The 17,490-nt window shown below is 34.4% G+C and carries 16 protein-coding genes and 1 pseudogene; 5 read left to right on the top strand and 12 right to left on the bottom strand.

Translation table 11 applies throughout. From position 1 onward, the window contains the following. On the bottom strand, positions 1-3,025 hold a 3,025-nt coding region (locus tag PHR76_RS12030; protein WP_300062994.1), incomplete at its 3' end, for a choice-of-anchor L domain-containing protein. A 131-nt stretch (positions 3,026-3,156) separates the two neighbouring features. Here PHR76_RS12030 and PHR76_RS12035 point away from each other — a divergent pair. Then, on the top strand, positions 3,157-4,056 hold the full coding sequence (locus PHR76_RS12035) for a NifU family protein (protein WP_300062997.1): 900 nt from the start codon (positions 3,157-3,159) through the stop codon (positions 4,054-4,056). Positions 4,057-4,155: 99 nt separating this feature from the next. On the opposite strand, the gene PHR76_RS12040 is transcribed toward PHR76_RS12035, so the two are convergent. Then, complete coding sequence (locus tag PHR76_RS12040) at positions 4,156-6,408, bottom strand: inorganic phosphate transporter (protein ID WP_300063000.1); 2,253 nt, start codon at positions 6,406-6,408, stop codon at positions 4,156-4,158. 135 nt (positions 6,409-6,543) lie between these two features. Between PHR76_RS12040 and PHR76_RS12045 the strand changes: the two are divergent. The 3 genes and pseudogenes from PHR76_RS12045 to PHR76_RS12055 all read left to right on the top strand — a co-directional run bounded on the left by PHR76_RS12045 (position 6,544) and on the right by PHR76_RS12055 (position 8,359). Then, a pseudogene (locus tag PHR76_RS12045) lies at positions 6,544-6,745 on the top strand (dodecin family protein). 257 nt (positions 6,746-7,002) lie between these two features. Continuing rightward, complete coding sequence (locus PHR76_RS12050) at positions 7,003-7,434, top strand: YtxH domain-containing protein (protein WP_300063003.1); 432 nt, start codon at positions 7,003-7,005, stop codon at positions 7,432-7,434. Between the two features lie 85 nt (positions 7,435-7,519). Continuing rightward, positions 7,520-8,359 carry a mechanosensitive ion channel domain-containing protein gene (locus PHR76_RS12055; RefSeq protein ID WP_300063006.1) on the top strand — a complete coding sequence of 280 codons (840 nt, stop codon included), beginning with the start codon at positions 7,520-7,522 and terminating at the stop codon, positions 8,357-8,359. Positions 8,360-8,371: 12 nt separating this feature from the next. Here the strand turns inward: PHR76_RS12055 and tsaB are convergent, their stop codons facing one another. The 3 genes from tsaB to PHR76_RS12070 all read right to left on the bottom strand — a co-directional run bounded on the left by tsaB (position 8,372) and on the right by PHR76_RS12070 (position 11,886). Continuing rightward, entirely contained in the window at positions 8,372-9,031 is a 660-nt protein-coding gene (gene tsaB, locus PHR76_RS12060; protein WP_300063009.1) for a tRNA (adenosine(37)-N6)-threonylcarbamoyltransferase complex dimerization subunit type 1 TsaB, read from the bottom strand. Positions 9,032-9,114: 83 nt separating this feature from the next. Further along, positions 9,115-10,440 carry an efflux RND transporter periplasmic adaptor subunit gene (locus PHR76_RS12065; protein WP_300063012.1) on the bottom strand — a complete coding sequence of 442 codons (1,326 nt, stop codon included), beginning with the start codon at positions 10,438-10,440 and terminating at the stop codon, positions 9,115-9,117. Between the two features lie 3 nt (positions 10,441-10,443). Further along, a complete protein-coding gene (locus PHR76_RS12070; protein ID WP_300063015.1) occupies positions 10,444-11,886 on the bottom strand; it encodes a TolC family protein in 1,443 nt (480 codons plus the stop codon). A gap of 153 nt (positions 11,887-12,039) precedes the next feature. On the opposite strand from PHR76_RS12070, the gene PHR76_RS12075 reads away from it, so the two are divergent. Further along, positions 12,040-13,449 carry a DUF4403 family protein gene (locus tag PHR76_RS12075; protein WP_300063018.1) on the top strand — a complete coding sequence of 470 codons (1,410 nt, stop codon included), beginning with the start codon at positions 12,040-12,042 and terminating at the stop codon, positions 13,447-13,449. Between the two features lie 9 nt (positions 13,450-13,458). On the opposite strand, the gene PHR76_RS12080 is transcribed toward PHR76_RS12075, so the two are convergent. The 7 genes from PHR76_RS12080 to PHR76_RS12110 all read right to left on the bottom strand — a co-directional run. Next, positions 13,459-13,662, bottom strand: coding sequence for a hypothetical protein (locus PHR76_RS12080; protein WP_300063039.1), 204 nt, complete (start codon positions 13,660-13,662; stop codon positions 13,459-13,461). Positions 13,663-13,690: 28 nt separating this feature from the next. Continuing rightward, on the bottom strand, positions 13,691-14,251 hold the full coding sequence (locus PHR76_RS12085) for a DUF420 domain-containing protein (protein WP_300063021.1): 561 nt from the start codon (positions 14,249-14,251) through the stop codon (positions 13,691-13,693). A 4-nt stretch (positions 14,252-14,255) separates the two neighbouring features. Next, positions 14,256-14,939 carry an SCO family protein gene (locus tag PHR76_RS12090; RefSeq protein WP_300063024.1) on the bottom strand — a complete coding sequence of 228 codons (684 nt, stop codon included), beginning with the start codon at positions 14,937-14,939 and terminating at the stop codon, positions 14,256-14,258. A 3-nt stretch (positions 14,940-14,942) separates the two neighbouring features. After that, the gene (locus PHR76_RS12095) at positions 14,943-15,596 is read right to left on the bottom strand and encodes a hypothetical protein (protein ID WP_300063027.1); all 654 of its coding nucleotides are present in this window, start codon (positions 15,594-15,596) and stop codon (positions 14,943-14,945) included. A gap of 76 nt (positions 15,597-15,672) precedes the next feature. Next, positions 15,673-16,113: a cytochrome C oxidase subunit IV family protein gene (locus tag PHR76_RS12100; protein ID WP_300063030.1), complete on the bottom strand. Its 441-nt coding sequence runs from the start codon at positions 16,111-16,113 to the stop codon at positions 15,673-15,675. A gap of 20 nt (positions 16,114-16,133) precedes the next feature. Further along, complete coding sequence (locus PHR76_RS12105; protein WP_300063033.1) at positions 16,134-17,150, bottom strand: cytochrome c oxidase subunit 3; 1,017 nt, start codon at positions 17,148-17,150, stop codon at positions 16,134-16,136. A gap of 43 nt (positions 17,151-17,193) precedes the next feature. Beyond that, positions 17,194-17,490, bottom strand: a 297-nt coding sequence (locus PHR76_RS12110; protein ID WP_300063036.1) for a cytochrome c oxidase subunit 3, incomplete at its 5' end; no start/stop codon positions are given.

Here is a 17,490-nt window from a genome sequence, read left to right on the forward strand (position 1 = left end):
ATAAGGTTTGGCTGATACTCGTTTGTGGTGTAGCTTGATTTGATGCTCCACTCACTCCTACTGGTGCAGTAACTGTCCAGGTATAAGTCGTTCCCGTTGGAACCACATCTGGAGCCGTGTTTGCTGGCGTGACCGTGAACGTATCGCCTGAGCATATCGTTTGAACAACATCGGCAATCAGCGGTTCTGGGTTTACCGTTACCGTGATAGTGAAAATATCCGTACATACATTTGGTACTGTGCCTACCGAGGCTGTTACCGTGTAAACAACATCGATTGAATTCGCCGTTGCATTACTTAAGGTTTGGCTGATCGTGGTTTGTGGCGTTGCCTGGTCTGCCGCTCCGGTCACTGCTCCTGCAACTACCGTCCACGTATAGGTCGTTCCTGTTGGAACAACATCTGGAAGCGTGTTTGCTGGCGTAACTGTAAAGGTGTTTCCGGTACAAATACTCTGGGTTACATCGGCAATCAGTGGTTTTGGATTAACCGTTACTGTGATTGTAAAAGTATCCGTACACACATTGGGTGCCGTGCCAACCGAGGCCGTTACACTATAAATTACATCTTGTGGGGTTGAATTTGTATTGATCAGTGTTTGACTGATACTTGTTTGTGGGGTCGCTTGGTCAGAAGCTCCGGTAACGCCTATTGGTGCAGACACTGTCCAGGTATAAGTCGTTCCCGTTGGAACCACATCTGGAGCCGTGTTTACTGGCGTGACCGTGAACGTATCGCCCGAGCAGATGGTTTGAACAACATCGGCAATCAGCGGTTCTGGGTTTACCGTTACCGTGATGGTGAAAATATCCGTACATACATTTGGTACTGTGCCTACCGAGGCTGTTACCGTGTAAACAACATCGATTGAATTCGCCGTTGCATTACTTAAGGTTTGGCTAATAGTGGTTTGTGGCGTTGCCTGGTCTGATGCTCCTGTCACTGCTCCCGCAACTACCGTCCACGTATAGGTCGTTCCTGTTGGAACAACATCGGGAAGCGTGTTTGCTGGCGTAACTGTAAAGGTGTTTCCGGTACAAATACTCTGGGTTACATCGGCAATTAATGGTTTTGGGTTCACTGTGATTGTGATTGTAAAGCTATCCGTACACACATTGGGTGCCGTGCCAACCGAGGCCGTTACACTATAAATTACATCTTGTGGGGTTGAATTTGTATTGATCAGTGTTTGACTGATACTTGTTTGTGGGGTCGCTTGGTCAGAAGCTCCGGTAACCCCTACTGGTGCAGAAACTGTCCAGGTATAAGTCGTTCCCGTTGGAACCACATCTGGAGCGGTGTTTGCTGGCGTGACCGTGAACGTATCGCCCGAGCAGATGGTTTGTGTGACATCTGCAATAAAAGGCGTTGGGTTTATGGTCAATGCAAAAGAAGTGGTGCCAAAAGTTGTAGGAACTGCATTTTCTTCTACTCTAACATAAATAATCTCGCCATCTGTTCCGCTGTATGCAGTTGCAGGATTTATCGGTAAATTACCCGTATCCGCATCCGGCTGACTGTTGTGGTAAGAAACCGTGAATAAAGCAGGATCTGCTCCGTTAAGGGCATTCGTATCAGCAGCTGTTAAATCGAATAGCGTAAAGCCATCCACAGGATTATCATCACACGCAAATAAAGGCGTGGGCTGTGGATCTAAAGTACATGTGGAAATTATTAAATCGAAAGGTTTGACAATAAGACAACCAGTTAAAAAACCGGACACAGCCATATAAATTGTTTGCGGGTAAGATCCTGCCGTAAATGCCGTTTGGATTGAAATGGGAATTGGATTAGCGAAATTTTCAGCATCCGTTTGAGTATAGAAATAGTCAATTTCATAATCATTAGGGTCTAACGTTCCTAATACAGTAGCTGTGTTTACCGTTAAATCAAAAGGATCTGAGCACTGTGTAAGATCATCTGGATCATTAGTTTCATCATCTAAATATTCTATTACAATAGAATCCTCCATTGGACATGCTGTTCCAAAAGGGAAAGCGATTACAGAATATTCACCTGATTCTGTGACTAAATAAGTAGGACCTGTCTCACCCGGAATAAGCACGCCGTCTAAATACCATTCATGAACAACTGTATTAGCTAAGCCTGTATCTAAAAGCTGTGTTTGTCCAACACACAAAGCACTACCTAAAGTATCCACTAAATCGGGACCTAAATCAAGTGGGATAACTCTGAAGTCTTTCAAAAAAACAGCAGAATCAAATCCATTATCTCCTACGTTAGCAATGGCTAACTTAATATGGTATACTTGTCCGCATTCTACAAAAGCACTTGCAGTTAATACACCATTTACGGGGTCTTTTGTAAAACCATCATATTGAATAGTCGCTCCTCCACAATTATTAACATAATAGGCTGTATTAGCTCCACCTGGCAGAGTAGCTGGACAACCGTTTGCAAAACCTCCGTTAACATTATTAATTGAGATTGGAGTAGTAGTAGAAGGAATGACCGCAATGTTTATAGCACCATTAGTAAAAGGTCCAGCAATTCCTGGTCCACTTAAAAAAAAACCAAATACATCATTATAGGATGAAGCAACATATTCAGGATATTCTTCTGAACCAAATACAAATTTAAAATCTAACAGATTTCCAGTTGGCACAAAATCAAATTCTAAAACTGCTTTGTTTCTGATAGCTCCACTTGCTAGTTGTAATAAATCTGGATCTCCTTCAACAGGAAAAACAGTTGCATCAGTGGTACTATTAGAATTATTTGGCCCAACCGCAACAGTTGCTTTTCCAGTAGATAGTATTACCCCTTCGGTTAAGCCTAAATTAGTTGGAATCGTGTTTGTGCTAAAAAAACCTGCCTGATCTCTAAAGGCGTTCGCATTTACTGCAGAGCCATTAAAGGTAATATTAGAGACCGTTACCCCATTTCCTAAGAGAATATTTTGCACTAAATCTGCAGGTGTAAATGTAGTATTATTGACAAATAATTGTGCATTAACACAAAAAGGCAATAAAAGTAATAAGGCAAAAAGTATTGTTTTTTTCATATATTCATAAAACAAGTTGAATTATTTTGGGAACAACGCAAACCTGATAAAGTTTTGTTAATAAAAATTTAATCCCCAAATATAACTAATTGCCAAAAATAAGTTTGTTAAATTTGCAGAAAAAAGAAAACATGTCAACTATAACAATTAAAGACACACAGAATCCAGCCATTTTAAAATTTGAAATGACTGATTTTATTACCAAAAATCAAAGTTTTGAGTTTAAAAATATCGATGAAGCACAAAATAGTCCGTTGGCACAACAATTATTTTATTTACCTTTTGTGAAAACCGTTTTTATATCGGGTAATTTTATTGCCATTGAACGTTTTAGTATAGTGGAATGGGATGATGTAAAAGAGGCCGTTGCAGAACAAATTGAAGCTTTTATCGCAAATGGTGGTCAAATTATTCTACAATCAGAAACGGGAAACAAAAAAATAGCCATCACTATTTATGCAGAAAGCACACCCAATCCGGCTGTTTTAAAATTTGTAGCCAATAAAATGCTAACTACAAAAACGGCCGAATTTAAAAATATCGATGAAGCTGCTCCTTCACCACTAGCAAAAGAACTTTTCAAATTTCCGTATGTGAAGGAAGTTTTTATGGATGAAAATTATATTTCAATCACTAAATTTAATAGTGTAGAATGGTTAGAAATTTCAAATGACATTCGTTCTTTCATCAAAGAATATATCGAAAACGGCAATGTTATTCTTGACGAAACGCTATTAGTAACTGCTCCCAAAAATGAGAAACAAGCGATTTCAAATTTTGATTCGTTGGATGTTACTTCTCAAAAAATTATAAATATTTTAGAAGAATATGTAAAACCCGCCGTTCAAGCAGATGGTGGAAATATTTTATTTGATTCTTATGACGAAGCCGAAAAACGTGTGAAAGTAGTTTTACAAGGAGCTTGTAGCGGTTGTCCTTCTTCGACATTTACGTTAAAAAACGGGATTGAAAATATTCTAAAAGATATGCTGCATGATGCCGACATTAAAGTGGAAGCAATTAACGCCTAAGACACTTCTGGATTTCAACCTTAAAAGAGTAGTTCTTTTCAGCTAAAAATTACTAAAAACGAGCCCGATACAATATTGGGCTCGTTTTTTATTTAGTCTTTATTTTTTGGTTTTTTCGTGCATCGTGAACTCTTTGAATAGCTCTAGCAAGTTCATCGTTGCTTTAATCAAATCGTTTGTTTCAAGTAATAATCCAAAATAAAGTTTACTGTTTTTCGGACTAGTTTCTACGGTTCGAATTCGCGTAATTTGCTTTTGAATGAGCTCTGAAACATTTTCTAAAATAGCTGATTTTTCAACGATGACTTCATCTAACCTTTCAAAAGATTTGTTTTCGAAAATAAACTCTAATTTAGAAAATAAGTTTTCAATATCGTTGTCGATTGTTTTTAAATCACGAATTTGATTGAACTTTAATTGTTTATGATTGTTATTAATGTGCGAATAACTATTTTGTGTAATAAAGGCTAAGGACTGAATCATATCCTGCAAATAACCCAAAATCATAATATAAAATTTACTAGCTTCTACCGAGGTTTCGTCCAGGTTTTTTATAAAATAATAGACATTACTTTTCAATTCATCTACTTCTTTTTCTAGTTTTTTAAGTGTTTTTTTGTTCTCTTTTAATTTTGCTAAATCTTGTAAACCCAAGTTGTCAACTACATCGCTATACAACTTATTGGTCGCTGCGATAACATGTGCAATTTGCTCAGAACTCTCGTTTACAATCTCATTGATGGTTACGATGTCTTCTCTTTTAAATTTTACTAACGACTCTTCTTCGGTTTTCTTTTTGGTATGTCTTCTCGCACTGCGATAAAGAAAAATGGCCAACAAGACAATTAATCCTACAAAAGCATAGACTTCACCTGTTTTTAAAATAAAAGCCATGATAAAAGCACCGGTAAAGGCTACAATTGCGGTCACAAACCATCCGCCAATTACATTAAAAACGCCGGCTACTCGATATACAGCACTTTCTCTGTCCCAAGCTCGGTCGGCAAACGACGTTCCCATCGCAACCATAAAGGTCACGTAAGTAGTAGATAATGGCAGTTGTAAAGAGGTACCGATAGAAATCAAGATACTAGCAACCATTAAGTTTACGGATGCTCGAACCATATCAAAAGCAGGTTCATCTTTACGTTTTTTGCCTTTTAATTCGGGTTTTTCAAACTGTTTATCAATTTTTAACTGAATCGATTGGGGTAAAAAATAATTGATTCCTTGACCCAAATAAACGCCACCTCTCACAATGAAGCGAGATAACGTATTGGGTGAAAATTTTTCGACACCATCACCTTGACGGGATAGGTTCACGCCAGTTTCAATGACACTTTTTGCTTTTTTGGATGTCCATAAAGTCACTACCATGATTAAACCTGCAAAAGCTAAAAAGTAAAACGGAGCAACAATATTATCATTGGCCAAGGCACCCATCATTAATTCATTGCCAGGAAGACCTGAACTACTATAAATTTGATAGGAATTAAATGCTGCAATGGGAACACCAATAAAATTAACTAAATCATTTCCAGCAAAAGCTAGGGCCAATGCAAACGTTCCTACAATAATAATTACCCTAAGAATATTGACTTTAAAAAAAGTGATTAAAACTTGTGATAAAACGGTAAAGAAGATAAAATTTATGCCGATAATTAATAATTGATGACTATCAATCCATGAGGAAGTTTCTTTATCAATAAAAGAAACACCTTTTAATCCTTTAACTAAAATGAAAAATGAAATTGCAGTAATCGCTATTCCTCCAAATAAAGAACCAATATATTTTACTCTTTTTTGATATTGAAAAGTAAAAATTAAACGAGAGATATATTGCACAAAACTACCAATACCAAAAGATAATAGGACAGAAAGCAGAATACTCGTTACAATATTAGATGCCTTTTCTGTATTTATATAGGTTCCTAAAGTATCAAATCCATCGCCTTGCATATAAATTTTATAAAGGGCCAAACAAACGGCTGCCCCTAGTAATTCAAATATAATAGAAACGGTTGTAGAAGTAGGTAATCCCATGGAATTAAACACGTCGAGCAATAATATATCAGTAATCATGACGGCTAGAAAAATAAGCATGACGTCGTGAAAGCTAAACATACTAGGAACGAAAATTCCGCTTCTGGCGATTTCCATCATACCACTTGAAAACAAAGCTCCAATAGCTACTCCTAAACTGGCTACAATCATGGTTGTTCTAAAAGAGATGGCCTTAGAACCGATGGAAGAATTTAGAAAATTAACCGCGTCGTTACTCACACCTACTACCAAATCAAGCATAGCTAAAATAGCTAAGACCACCAACATCACCACATAAACTTGTTCCATAATATGAACTTCTAATTTGGCACAAAAATCCGCCAAGTATTTTTAAAGTATGTTAACTTAATGTTATCAAATTGAAATTATTATTTGACCTCTCCTATTAATTTTGTAACTTTAGCTAATTAAAAACATATTATTATGGCTATCTTAAAAGTAATTGAAGTACTTTCTAGCTCTGAAAACAGCTGGGAAGAAGCAACGAAAAAATGCAGTAATCCAAGCCTCAAAATCGTTAAAAAACATTCGTTCTGTCTACGTAAAAGAGCATAGTGCAGTTGTGAATGATGGATTAATCACAGAATTTCGAGTGAATGTAAAACTCACTTTTGAAATTGAATAACAACTATTTAACTTAAATCTTAAGCGTTCTCATAAGGAACGCTTTTTTAAATTAATTCTAACCTACTCTATTTAAAAACAAGTTCTAACTATAATAAAAACTTTTTTAGCTAACGAACATCTGTTTAATCTGACAACTTTAAGCGTATACGATAGCTGAAAATATTTTTGAAAATTATAAAAAGAATTAAATCCTTCCATTGAAATTTATAACCAAGTATTTAGTAAATTTGGAAGAAACTAACAACAACTTTACAAATGGGAATAGGTCAATTTTTTAAAGATTTATTTGGCTCTGCCAAAGAAACAGCGTCAAAAACAGTAGATAAAACGGAAGTTGTAATTGATGAAGTAAAAAATAAAGCTTCTGAATATGCTTCTAAAGCAGAAGATTTTGTAGAAGAAAAATCACAAAAAATCAAGGAATCCTATCCAGAAATGGTGGAAAAAGCCGAGCAATATACAGAAAAAGCAAAAGATGTTGTCTCTGAATATGCTGAAAAGATTGGTGATTGTATCGAAAATGCAGTAGACGATGTCCGTGAAAAAGTACACGAATTTACAGCTCCTGGAGTAGAAAAAACCGAAGAAGTTGTAGTAAGTATCTCTCAAGAAGCAGAAGAAATTTCTGAAGATTTAGAGCAGAAAATAGAAGAAATAAAAAAAGCAGCCGACGAAAACGCCGACTAAACTTTAGGTTTTTTTTATAAAAAAAAAGTCTTTAAAATTGTAACTTGCCAACCTGCAAACCACCAAAGGAATGTAGTTTTTTTTTATGACTTTAATTACTGTAAACACAGATTATGTAACGCGTTATTGGGATTATTTTATCACTGTTTTGATGGAATATTCCCCAAGATTAATTTCTGCTGCTCTTATTTTTGTTATTGGGTGGACGGCCATCAAATTAATCAGAAAATTGATTACTCGAATCATGACCAAAAGAGAAATGGAGCCCACCCTTTCTAAATTTTTGGCTGATATCTTAATTTGGACGCTTAAAATACTTCTTTTTGTTACCGTAATTTCTCGATTAGGCGTAGAAAATTCTTCGTTTGTAGCTATCATTGGTGCGGCTGGTTTAGCCGTTGGTTTATCGCTTCAAGGTTCGCTTTCTAATTTTGCAGGTGGCGTTTTAATAATCATGTTTAAACCATTTAAAGTGGGTGATTTTATTGAAGCGCAAGGTGTGATGGGAACGGTGAAGCAAATTCAAATTTTTGTAACCGAATTAAGCACCGTTGATAATCAACATATTTTTGTTCCAAACGGTTCGCTTTCAAACGGAAACATTACAAATTATACTTATGCAGATACCCGTCGAGCAGATTTAACTATTGGTATTGGTTATGATTCTAATATTAAATTAGCAAAAGAACTGGCTCTGGAAGTAATGAATAATCATCCGAAGGTATTAAAAGAACCTGCTCCAGTAGTTTTAGTGAAGGATTTAGCTTCTAGTTCAATTAATTTGTCTGTTAGACCATGGGGAAATATTGATGGTTTTTTTGATATGCGTTCTGATATTTTAGAGCAAATCAAACTTAAATTTGATGAAAATAACATTGAAATTCCATTCCCACAAACCGATGTTCATATCAAACAAACAAAATAATTCTGATTGCTTTTATTTGGCAAATCGAAATTCCTTGAGATAGAATGGCTCAAAATAGGCGACGCTTTCTACTTTGTTTTGTTGAAATAAATTAAAACTAAGCAACGCCATTTCTCTTGCAGAAGGATAAATGACTTTTTCTAAAAAAATAAAATTCTCTTTTTTCAGGACAGTTTTTGCTTTTTCAGCACAATCACCAATAAAGTAAACGGTTTCTTGTAAGTCTTGAAATGAATTTTCTGTTAGAATTTCCGGTTTTATATCGCTTAACTTTTGCAAATGAGCATCAAATACAGCGGTGTAGACTTCCATTCTTCGGGCATCTATCATCGGTACAATTAATCCAGAATTTACTTTCACTTGTGCGGCCAAAACTTGTAACGTGTCAACTGCAATTAACGGAATTGACAAAGCCAAACAAAGTCCTTTTGCAGAAGAAACACCAATTCGTAAACCGGTATAAGAACCAGGGCCTTGACTTACGGCAACAGCCGATAAATCCTTAAAACTAAGACTTGCTTTTTCTAAAACCGATTGAATAAAAACATGTAGTTTTTCAGCATGTGAATAACCTTCTTCTGCAATTTCTTCACAAAACAAGATTTCTCCGTCTTTAGCCAATGCAACAGAACAGTTTTTTGTAGCTGTTTCTATATTGAGAATGTAAGTCATAATTCTATTTAATGGAGCAAAAATAAGACATAAAAAAAGGAAACTAAAATTTAGTTCCCTTTCTTTTATTAATTCAAAAAAGTTTATTTTTTCTTTTCATTCAACTTTGCATTTTCTTTTGCTTTTTCTTCCTCTGATTTTACGTAAACCGCATCACCCGAACTTAACTCTTTGGTTACTGTAGTATACGGGCCAATAATTACGACATCGCCTTTTTGCAGTCCTTCTTTTATTTCAATATTAGAATCGTCTTGAATTCCAGTTTTAATAACTCTAATTTTAGCTTTATCGCCTACTTTCACAAAAACACATTCTAATTTTTTATCTAATTTTTTTACGATTTCGTCCTCGTCAGAGTCTTCTGGTTTTACTTCCACTTTATTGGTTCCTGTGGTGTCTGCTTTCATTACCACTGCACTAATTGGAACGCCTAATACTTTTTCTTTTCGTTTGGTAATAATATCAACGGTTGCAGTCATTCCTGGGCGAAAAGGAGAATAATTTTCTGGTTTTCCTTCCATCAAATCTTGATACGAGTCTTTTATAATTCGCACTTTAACTTTAAAGTTGGTTACTTGATCTGCAGAAACTGCGGTACTGGCCGAGTTGGAAATGCTTGTCACTACTCCTTTAAATTCTTTTTTCAAATAGGCATCCACTTCAATATTTGTCGAATCTCCAATGCTAATTTTTACAATATCATTTTCATTCACATCAACTTCCACTTCCATATTATTAAGATTGGCAACACGCAAAATTTCGGTTCCTGTCATTTGTTGGGTTCCTAAAACGCGTTCGCCCAATTCGACAGACAATAACGAAACGGTTCCATCAGCAGGAGCATAAATAGTGGTTCTTCCTAAGTTATCACGAGCTTCTGTAACGGTAGCACTTGCACTTTGAACACCAAAATAAGCGGCTTGTTTAGCTGCTTGAGCTCCTTCATAAACAGCCACAATTTTATCCCATTCTGATTTAGAAATAATTCCTTTTTCAAACAATGATTTGTTTCGATTGTAATTGGCTTGTGCTTCTTTTAAAGAGGCTTCTGCTTGGTTTAACCCTGCTTTAGTATTAGATAATCCAGCCACAGAACGATTTAAACTTGAGGTATATAAATCAGGATTGATTCGCACTAACAATTGTCCTTTTTTAACCATTTGGCCTTCTACAATAGGCAATTCAATAATTTCGCCTGATACTTCGGATGAAATTTTAATTTCCGTTTCCGGTTGAATTTTTCCTGTTGCCGAAACAGTTTCGACTATAGTCATTTCAGAAACATTGGCTAATTCTACCTCTTTTCCTAAATTTTTATTTCCTATAACGCCCAATTTAGATAAGGTAAACAATACAATAATAATAACAACGGCTATTCCTAAAAAGGTATAAACAGTTTTCTTTGACATAATTTATGGTTTTTGAATGATTGGAATTCCGAAATAAAATTCTAAAATTTTTGTTTTAAAAATGTAATCATACTTAGTACGAAGAACATCTGATTGAGCGTTTACAAATAACGAAAGGGATTGATTATAATCAAAGGCATTCATTAAACCAACGTCAAATCGTTCGCTAGCATATAAATGAGCTTCTTGTCTTGCTTCTAAAGTGATTAGGGCCGCTTCATAGGCATTGAGAGCTCCTTTGGTATCGGTGAAAGCCGTATAAACATTTCGTTGTAGGGTAAGTTCTTCTTGTTCATAAGCAATTTTACTCCGTTCTACAGCAACCTTAGAACGTTCTACACTGGTTCTGGTTGCAAATCCGTTTAATATTGGAATGCTTAATTGCACACCAACACTTTGTCCTTTATTTAAATCAAACTGTTCAAAAATTGGTAAAGCACCGTCTGTTACAGTATTAAAATTTGGTTGCACAACAACTTGATTGGTTTCTTGCACTACTCCAATTGGCGTTGTGGGCACATTAGGGTCTAATTGAACGCCAACAAATCGATCTGAATCTGCAGCTCTAGTATCAAAGGAATAAAATCCTCTTAAATTAGGCTGAAAACTTCCTTTGGTGATTGCTAAATCTTTTTCGGCAATTTCTAAATTCGCTTTAGCGATTTTTAATTCAACTCGTTCTTGCTTCGCTTTTTCATAAATATCTATTGGAGATTTGAGAAGCATTTCATTAGATGGTGCTTCATACTCTTCATCTACAATATCAAAATTGACAAAATCATCTAACTGCAACAACTGAGCTAAACTTAATCTTGAAATCAAAAGACTATTTTCTGCGGCAATAACCAATTGTTCATCGCTTGCCACTGTAGCTTTCATGTCTAACAAATCTACTCTTGGAATAATTCCAGCTTCTAGTAGTTGCGACGAACGTTCCATTTGCTTTACATCATTAGCCAATCGTTCCTTTTGAACTTTTAAATTCTCTTTGTTGAATAAAATTTGTAAAAATGCATTCGCTACATTTAATGAAATGTCCTCTTGCATTTTAGTGAGTTGATATTGACTAGCAACTTTTGATAAATTTGCTCTTCGCAAGCGTTTCTGACTTTGAAGACCATTATAAATAGTCACGCCAACTTGGACTCCTGCAGCTGTATATTGAATTGTCTGATTTTCTAATAAACCTGTTGTAATATTTTGGTTTAAACCAATATTCCAAGAATGGGAAGAATTAGCATTAATCGTTGGCAAAAAATTACCGATGGCTCCTTTTTTTTCGATATCAGCAAGTTCTCCATCTAAGGCTGTATTCTTAATCGTGATGTTATTTTCTAAAGCGTAAATAACACATTCTTCTAAAGTCCATTTTTTGGTTTGGGCTTGAATTGAAAATCCAAATAACATCACAAACCAAATTAATTTTGTCCATTTATTATTCTTCATCTGCGATTTTATAGTTGTTTTATTCATGTAAAGATGCAAATTTAACGCTTTTTGCTTTGTTATCAATAAGACGTCAAAAGTGTTTTTGTGTTACAAGAAAATGAAAGAATCTTAAAATAAAGTACTTTTACGTTTTAAAAAGAAAAATTAAATATGAAATATTTGATTATTACAAGCTTCGTTTTGCTAGCTATCGTTGTTTTATCGAGTTGTTCGACTGCCAAAAAAATTGAAACTATTAAACCTGAACCTTCTGCGGCAGCTCCACTAGTTTATGAAACCGCCACTTCTTTTGTGAAACTTCCCGTAACCATTCGACTAAAAGATATTGAAAAACAGACCAATAAATTGCTGCAAGGATTAATTTATAATGATAGCATTATAAAAGATGACGACTTGTTGATGAAAGTATGGAAGCAAGCACCTATTAAAATTGAAAGCGAAAAAGAAGGGAGTGTTTATAAGATAAAAACAACATTGCCTTTAAAAATAAATGCAACATACCGGTATGGTTTTGACAAAATGGGAATTCAATTTTATGATACCAAAGAGTTTAATCTAAATGCTATCGTTGTTTTGGTGAGTGATGTTCATTTAACAAACTGGCAATTACAAGCAAAAACCGTTTTAAAATCGTTAGATTGGGTAGAAAGTCCATCGGTTTCAATCGCAGGAAAAAATCTGCCAATCACTTATATTGTTAACCCAACAATTCGCTTATTCAAATCGAAAATTGAAAAAAGTATTGATACAGCAATTCAAGAATCGTTAAACTTTAAACCACAAGTTTTAGATGCTTTAGATAAAATTGCCACTCCATTAGAAATGAGCGAAGCTTATTCGAGTTGGTTTAGAATTGTTCCAATAGAATTATATGTCACCGATGCCCAATTGAAAAAAGAAGAAATCTCCTTAGATATGGGTTTAAAATGTGCCATGGAAACAGTAGTTGGCAATGAGCCTGAGAAAAAATTTGACCGAAGCAAAATTCTATTGAAACCAGTTGCTAAAATGCCCGATAAAATCACAGCAAACCTAATCGCGGTTTCATCTTATGAAGATGCCTCTCGTATTATGACAAAAAATTTTCAAGGTCAAGAATTTAGTGATGGCACTCGAAAAGTCAAAGTAAACGAGGTGCAACTTTGGCATAAAAACGGGAAGATGATTGTAGCCTTAACAATTCAAGGAAGCATCAACGGAAAAATTTATTTAGCGGGTTTTCCTCAATATAATACTGAAACCAAAGAAATTTATTTTGATAAATTAGATTATGTTTTAGAAACCAAAAATGTATTGCATCGTTCGGCCAATTGGTTAGCACAGGGTTTTATTTTAAGAAAAATTCAAGAGAGTTGTCGGTATTCTATTCAACCTAATTTAACGGAAGGAAAACAAAATGTCATGTCTTATCTTTCTAATTACTCGCCTATGAAGGGAGTTTATGTGAATGGGACTTTATCTGATTTTGAATTTCAAAAAATTGAACTGACAGAAAAAGCAATTTTAGCATTTATTCAAACAAGTGGTCAAATGGATATTAAAATTGATGGAATGGAATAATTAAAAGCCTTAATCAATAGCTTTTGGTTTTTTCTTATATTTCATTCGATAAACCACATAAAATACGATGGCCACCATGATATAAGGAAAAGCCATTAAGTAGACAATCCCATTATTAATTGCTTCGGCTTTATTGCCTCCGTCTTCACTTTCAAGTGCTGCACGACACATGGCACATTGAGCTGAAGTAGCGATGCTATTCAACAAAATCATACCAATTGCTAAATATTTCAAGTATATGTTACGCATAATAAGGAGAAATCATAAGATAGATTATAACACCAGTAGTAGCTACGTATAACCAAATAGGAAAAGTAATCCGTGCTATTTTTTTATGCTTGTCAAATCGTTCTGCCAAAGCCTTAACATAGGTGATTAACACCAAAGGAATAATGACTATGGAAAGAATGATGTGAGTGATTAGAATGAAAAAATAGACATACCGAATAACTCCTTCACCTCCATAAACGGCACTATCAGAAGTCATATGATAGGCTAAATACATGACCAAAAAAACGACTGAGCATGCAATTGCCGTTTTCATAAAAATTTGATGAGCTTTAACGTTTCCGTTTTTAATAGAATACACGCCTAAAATTAACATCATTGCAGTAAAACCATTAATAACGGCATAAATAGGAGGCAAAAAAGTGAGCGGTTCAATATTAATTCCATAATCTTTGAGTTTAACGCTAAATAAAATCGCCACTATTATCGGTATCAGAATGGAAACAACCACAATAAACCGGTTAAACTTCCTCTCTACAGAATATTCTTGTTCTACTTTTTCTTGATTTTCCATGCTTTTATTCTTCTAACAAAACTTTAATATCTTGTTGCAACGCTAAAACCCCGGCTTCTTCAAGTCCGTCATAATACACAATTGGATTTCCAAAAGTATCTTTACGACTTCGTATATTCCCATTTTTATCAATTAAAGCAAATAAGCCCGAGTGTTCAAATCCTCCATCGACGTCTTTATTTTGACCTGCATAAATATTAAATCCTTTGTTTGCCAGGTCAAAAATATAGTTTTTTTCGCCTGAAAGAAAATTCCAGTTAGGGTTATTGATTCCTAAATGCTCTGCATGGGCTTTAAGCACTTCTGGTGTATCGTGTTCTGGATTGATGGTGATGGATACAATTCCGAAATTTGGATTCCCTTCAAAATGATTTTGAATTTTAATCATATTTTCGTTCATCAAAGGACAAATCGTAGGGCAAGTAGAAAAGAAAAACTCTACTAAATAGACTTTTCCTTTATACGTTTCGTTGGTTACAAGTTGATTAAATTGATTTATTAAACTAAATTTTGGAGCAGGCCCAATTTTCATTATTAAATCTTCCGTTGTTTCTTTTTGTCCGTTTATGTTTAACCGATCCATTTTTGTAACATCATCATTTTTAATCCTGTCAATAATTCGCGGTATAAAAATAATTCCGAATACTAAAATAATAAAGGAGATTCCGATGTAGGATTTATTTTTCATGGTCTATTTTATTCTGTCTGCACTGTTCTTTTTTAAGGCCAAACGGTATTCTGCTAAAATTATTTTCATGTCGTCACTCATTTGATTGTGTAAATCTGCAGCCGAAATGGTGTTGTAACCTTCTTTATATTCGGGTTCGCCTTTTAAATTATTACCTTTTCTACCGCGAAGGTTTCTTTTTTTATCTATAATAAATACATTTGGTGTTCGAAGGTTTTGATCTAATTGCCCCACTAAATTTAAGTGTTCATAGTAGGTTTTTATTTCCTCTGGAGTAGCAAACACATAATGCCATTTTGACAAATCAGAGATTGCACCTAATTGTTCTATCACTTCTTGCGTTTGAGTCTCTGTTCCTTTAGGGACAATCATAATGAGTTGAAAGTCTTTAAATTCCCGCACTTTATCATAAATCTTTTGATTTAGGTTAAAAGCATCTCCTTTATTATATAGAATTTCGGTTCCAGGGAATCCAATCACGGTTATTTTATCATCTAGAGAAAAATTATTTCCTTCTTGGTCTTTCCATTCTCCTAAATCGGGGATAGAAGCCGTTACTGTTGGTAAATTGACAAAATTATGCACTCCTGATGCAAAGAAAAGATAGGCCACTATGGGCAAAAAAAACAAGACAAAAAGAACAATATACTTTTTCATTGCAAATGTATTTTTTCTATTTTACAAAAATAAAAAAGGTATGCAAAGCATACCTTAAAATTGATTTAATATCGTGTTAAAAGTTCCACTTCATCAATGATGTTTTATATACTTCATAAATATAATCTGCTTCTAATAAAAACAAAAGAGCGATATATAGAGCTAAGAAAACAAATGACCATACGACAGCTCTTTTCAATGTGGTGCTTTCGTCTCGCATGTGCATAAAATCCCAAGTAATATAGTAGGCTTTTACGACGGTAAGCACTAAGAAAATTAAATTCAATGGAATTAAAAAGATTAAAGGAGACAAAAAGATATTGGCCAATGTTGCTCCAAATCCTCCTTCAAAAGGAGCAATAAACGGTGTCATTAGTATTTCGGGTTTATAAATCCCTAACACTACCTCAATCGCCGTAACGATAGAAAGAAAAATCAAAACTCCCCAAATTTTGTGCTCGTTTGATTTAAACTTTAGTTTACCTCTAAAAATTGCTAAATTATGTTCGTGTGTCATTTTTATACTTTATTTTAAAATTATACTAAGTAGAAGAAGGTAAATACAAATACCCAAACTAAATCTACAAAGTGCCAATATAAACCAACTTTTTCTACCATTTCATAACTTCTTCTTTTCTCATACGTGCCTAAAACAACATTTAAGAAAATAATAAAGTTGATAATTACTCCAGAAAAAACGTGGAATCCGTGAAAACCTGTAATGAAAAAGAAGAAGTTTGCAAACTGCTTGTTTCCGTATTCATTTCTAATTAAGTTAGCTCCTTCAACAACATAAACAGCATCATTTAATCTAGCTAATGATTCTTCTCTAGTTAAAATAGTTTTATGTTTTTCTTTGTTTAAAGTTCCATGAACTCCTTTTTTATCATTCTTGTCATGATAAGTTACTTGGGTTCTCACCAATAAATTTGGATTAGCTTTAAAACCTTCAACCACTTCATTCACTGAATAAGTTGGTAGGCTTCTTTCGTCTTTTACGAACCAAATACCATCTTTTCTAGTGTGTTCTACTCGGTCTTCGTTTAAGGTTAAAGCAAAATCAGATACTTTAAAACGTTTACCGTCTTGGTCTACAAATTGAATAATGCTTCCTCCTTTTGTTTCGATAGCTCCATATTCACCTTTGATAAAGTTTTTCCACTCCCAAGCTTGAGAGCCAACGAAAATCAAACCACCTAAAACAGTTAAGAACATATAAAAGGCAACTTTCGATTTTTGTAAATGATGTCCTGCATCAACAGCTAATACCATTGTTACAGATGAAAAAATCAACACAAAAGTCATTAAAGCTACATAAAGCATTGGTAAATCATGTCCGTGTAAAAACGGAAAGTGATTAAACACTTCATCAGCAATTGGCCAGCTATCAATAAATTTGTATCTAGAAAAACCATATGCGGCAAGAAATCCCGTAAAGGTTAACGCATCAGATAAAATGAAAAACCACATCATTAGTTTTCCATAACTGGCTTTCAACGGCTCATTTCCGCCATCCCAGATTTTTTCATCAGTTTTAGTAACTGTCGGTCCCATATATAGTTCTTAGTTAAAAAGTTCCCAAATTTACATTTTTTTTCTATTTGTAAAAATAGAAAAATAAAAACAACAAAATCCATAAGATGTCAAGAAAATGCCAAAACATTGCACCAAGCTCAATACCAAGGGATTGTGTTGAATTGTACTTTTGTTTAAAATGATTATAAATTATAATAAAGAGGGCAATTAAGCCTCCAAAAAGGTGTGCCAAGTGCAAAATCACGACAATATACAAAAATGAGGTTGTAACATTACTCTCGCTTCCTGTAAAAAAGTAGCCATTTTCAATAATTTGATTAAAACCTAAAAATTGTAAAATAACAAATAAAACACCTAA

This window comes from Flavobacterium sp. (genome assembly GCF_028689845.1).
GTDB lineage: Bacteria > Bacteroidota > Bacteroidia > Flavobacteriales > Flavobacteriaceae > Flavobacterium.

Bases quoted from the DNA above. Each gene is read 5' to 3' on its own strand.
- PHR76_RS12040 (WP_300063000.1), bottom strand. From the start codon at position 6,408: ATGGAACAAGTTTATGTGGTGATGTTGGTGGTCTTAGCTATTTTAGCT.
- PHR76_RS12080 (WP_300063039.1), bottom strand. From the start codon at position 13,662: ATGATTTTGTTGAATAGCATCGCTACTTCAGCTCAATGTGCCATGTGT.
- PHR76_RS12085 (WP_300063021.1), bottom strand. From the start codon at position 14,251: ATGGAAAATCAAGAAAAAGTAGAACAAGAATATTCTGTAGAGAGGAAG.
- PHR76_RS12070 (WP_300063015.1), bottom strand. From the start codon at position 11,886: ATGAAGAATAATAAATGGACAAAATTAATTTGGTTTGTGATGTTATTT.
- PHR76_RS12105 (WP_300063033.1), bottom strand. From the start codon at position 17,150: ATGGGACCGACAGTTACTAAAACTGATGAAAAAATCTGGGATGGCGGA.
- PHR76_RS12090 (WP_300063024.1), bottom strand. From the start codon at position 14,939: ATGAAAAATAAATCCTACATCGGAATCTCCTTTATTATTTTAGTATTC.
- PHR76_RS12050 (WP_300063003.1), top strand. From the start codon at position 7,003: ATGGGAATAGGTCAATTTTTTAAAGATTTATTTGGCTCTGCCAAAGAA.
- PHR76_RS12035 (WP_300062997.1), top strand. From the start codon at position 3,157: ATGTCAACTATAACAATTAAAGACACACAGAATCCAGCCATTTTAAAA.
- PHR76_RS12055 (WP_300063006.1), top strand. From the start codon at position 7,520: ATGACTTTAATTACTGTAAACACAGATTATGTAACGCGTTATTGGGAT.
- tsaB (WP_300063009.1), bottom strand. From the start codon at position 9,031: ATGACTTACATTCTCAATATAGAAACAGCTACAAAAAACTGTTCTGTT.
- PHR76_RS12065 (WP_300063012.1), bottom strand. From the start codon at position 10,440: ATGTCAAAGAAAACTGTTTATACCTTTTTAGGAATAGCCGTTGTTATT.
- PHR76_RS12075 (WP_300063018.1), top strand. From the start codon at position 12,040: ATGAAATATTTGATTATTACAAGCTTCGTTTTGCTAGCTATCGTTGTT.
- PHR76_RS12095 (WP_300063027.1), bottom strand. From the start codon at position 15,596: ATGAAAAAGTATATTGTTCTTTTTGTCTTGTTTTTTTTGCCCATAGTG.
- PHR76_RS12100 (WP_300063030.1), bottom strand. From the start codon at position 16,113: ATGACACACGAACATAATTTAGCAATTTTTAGAGGTAAACTAAAGTTT.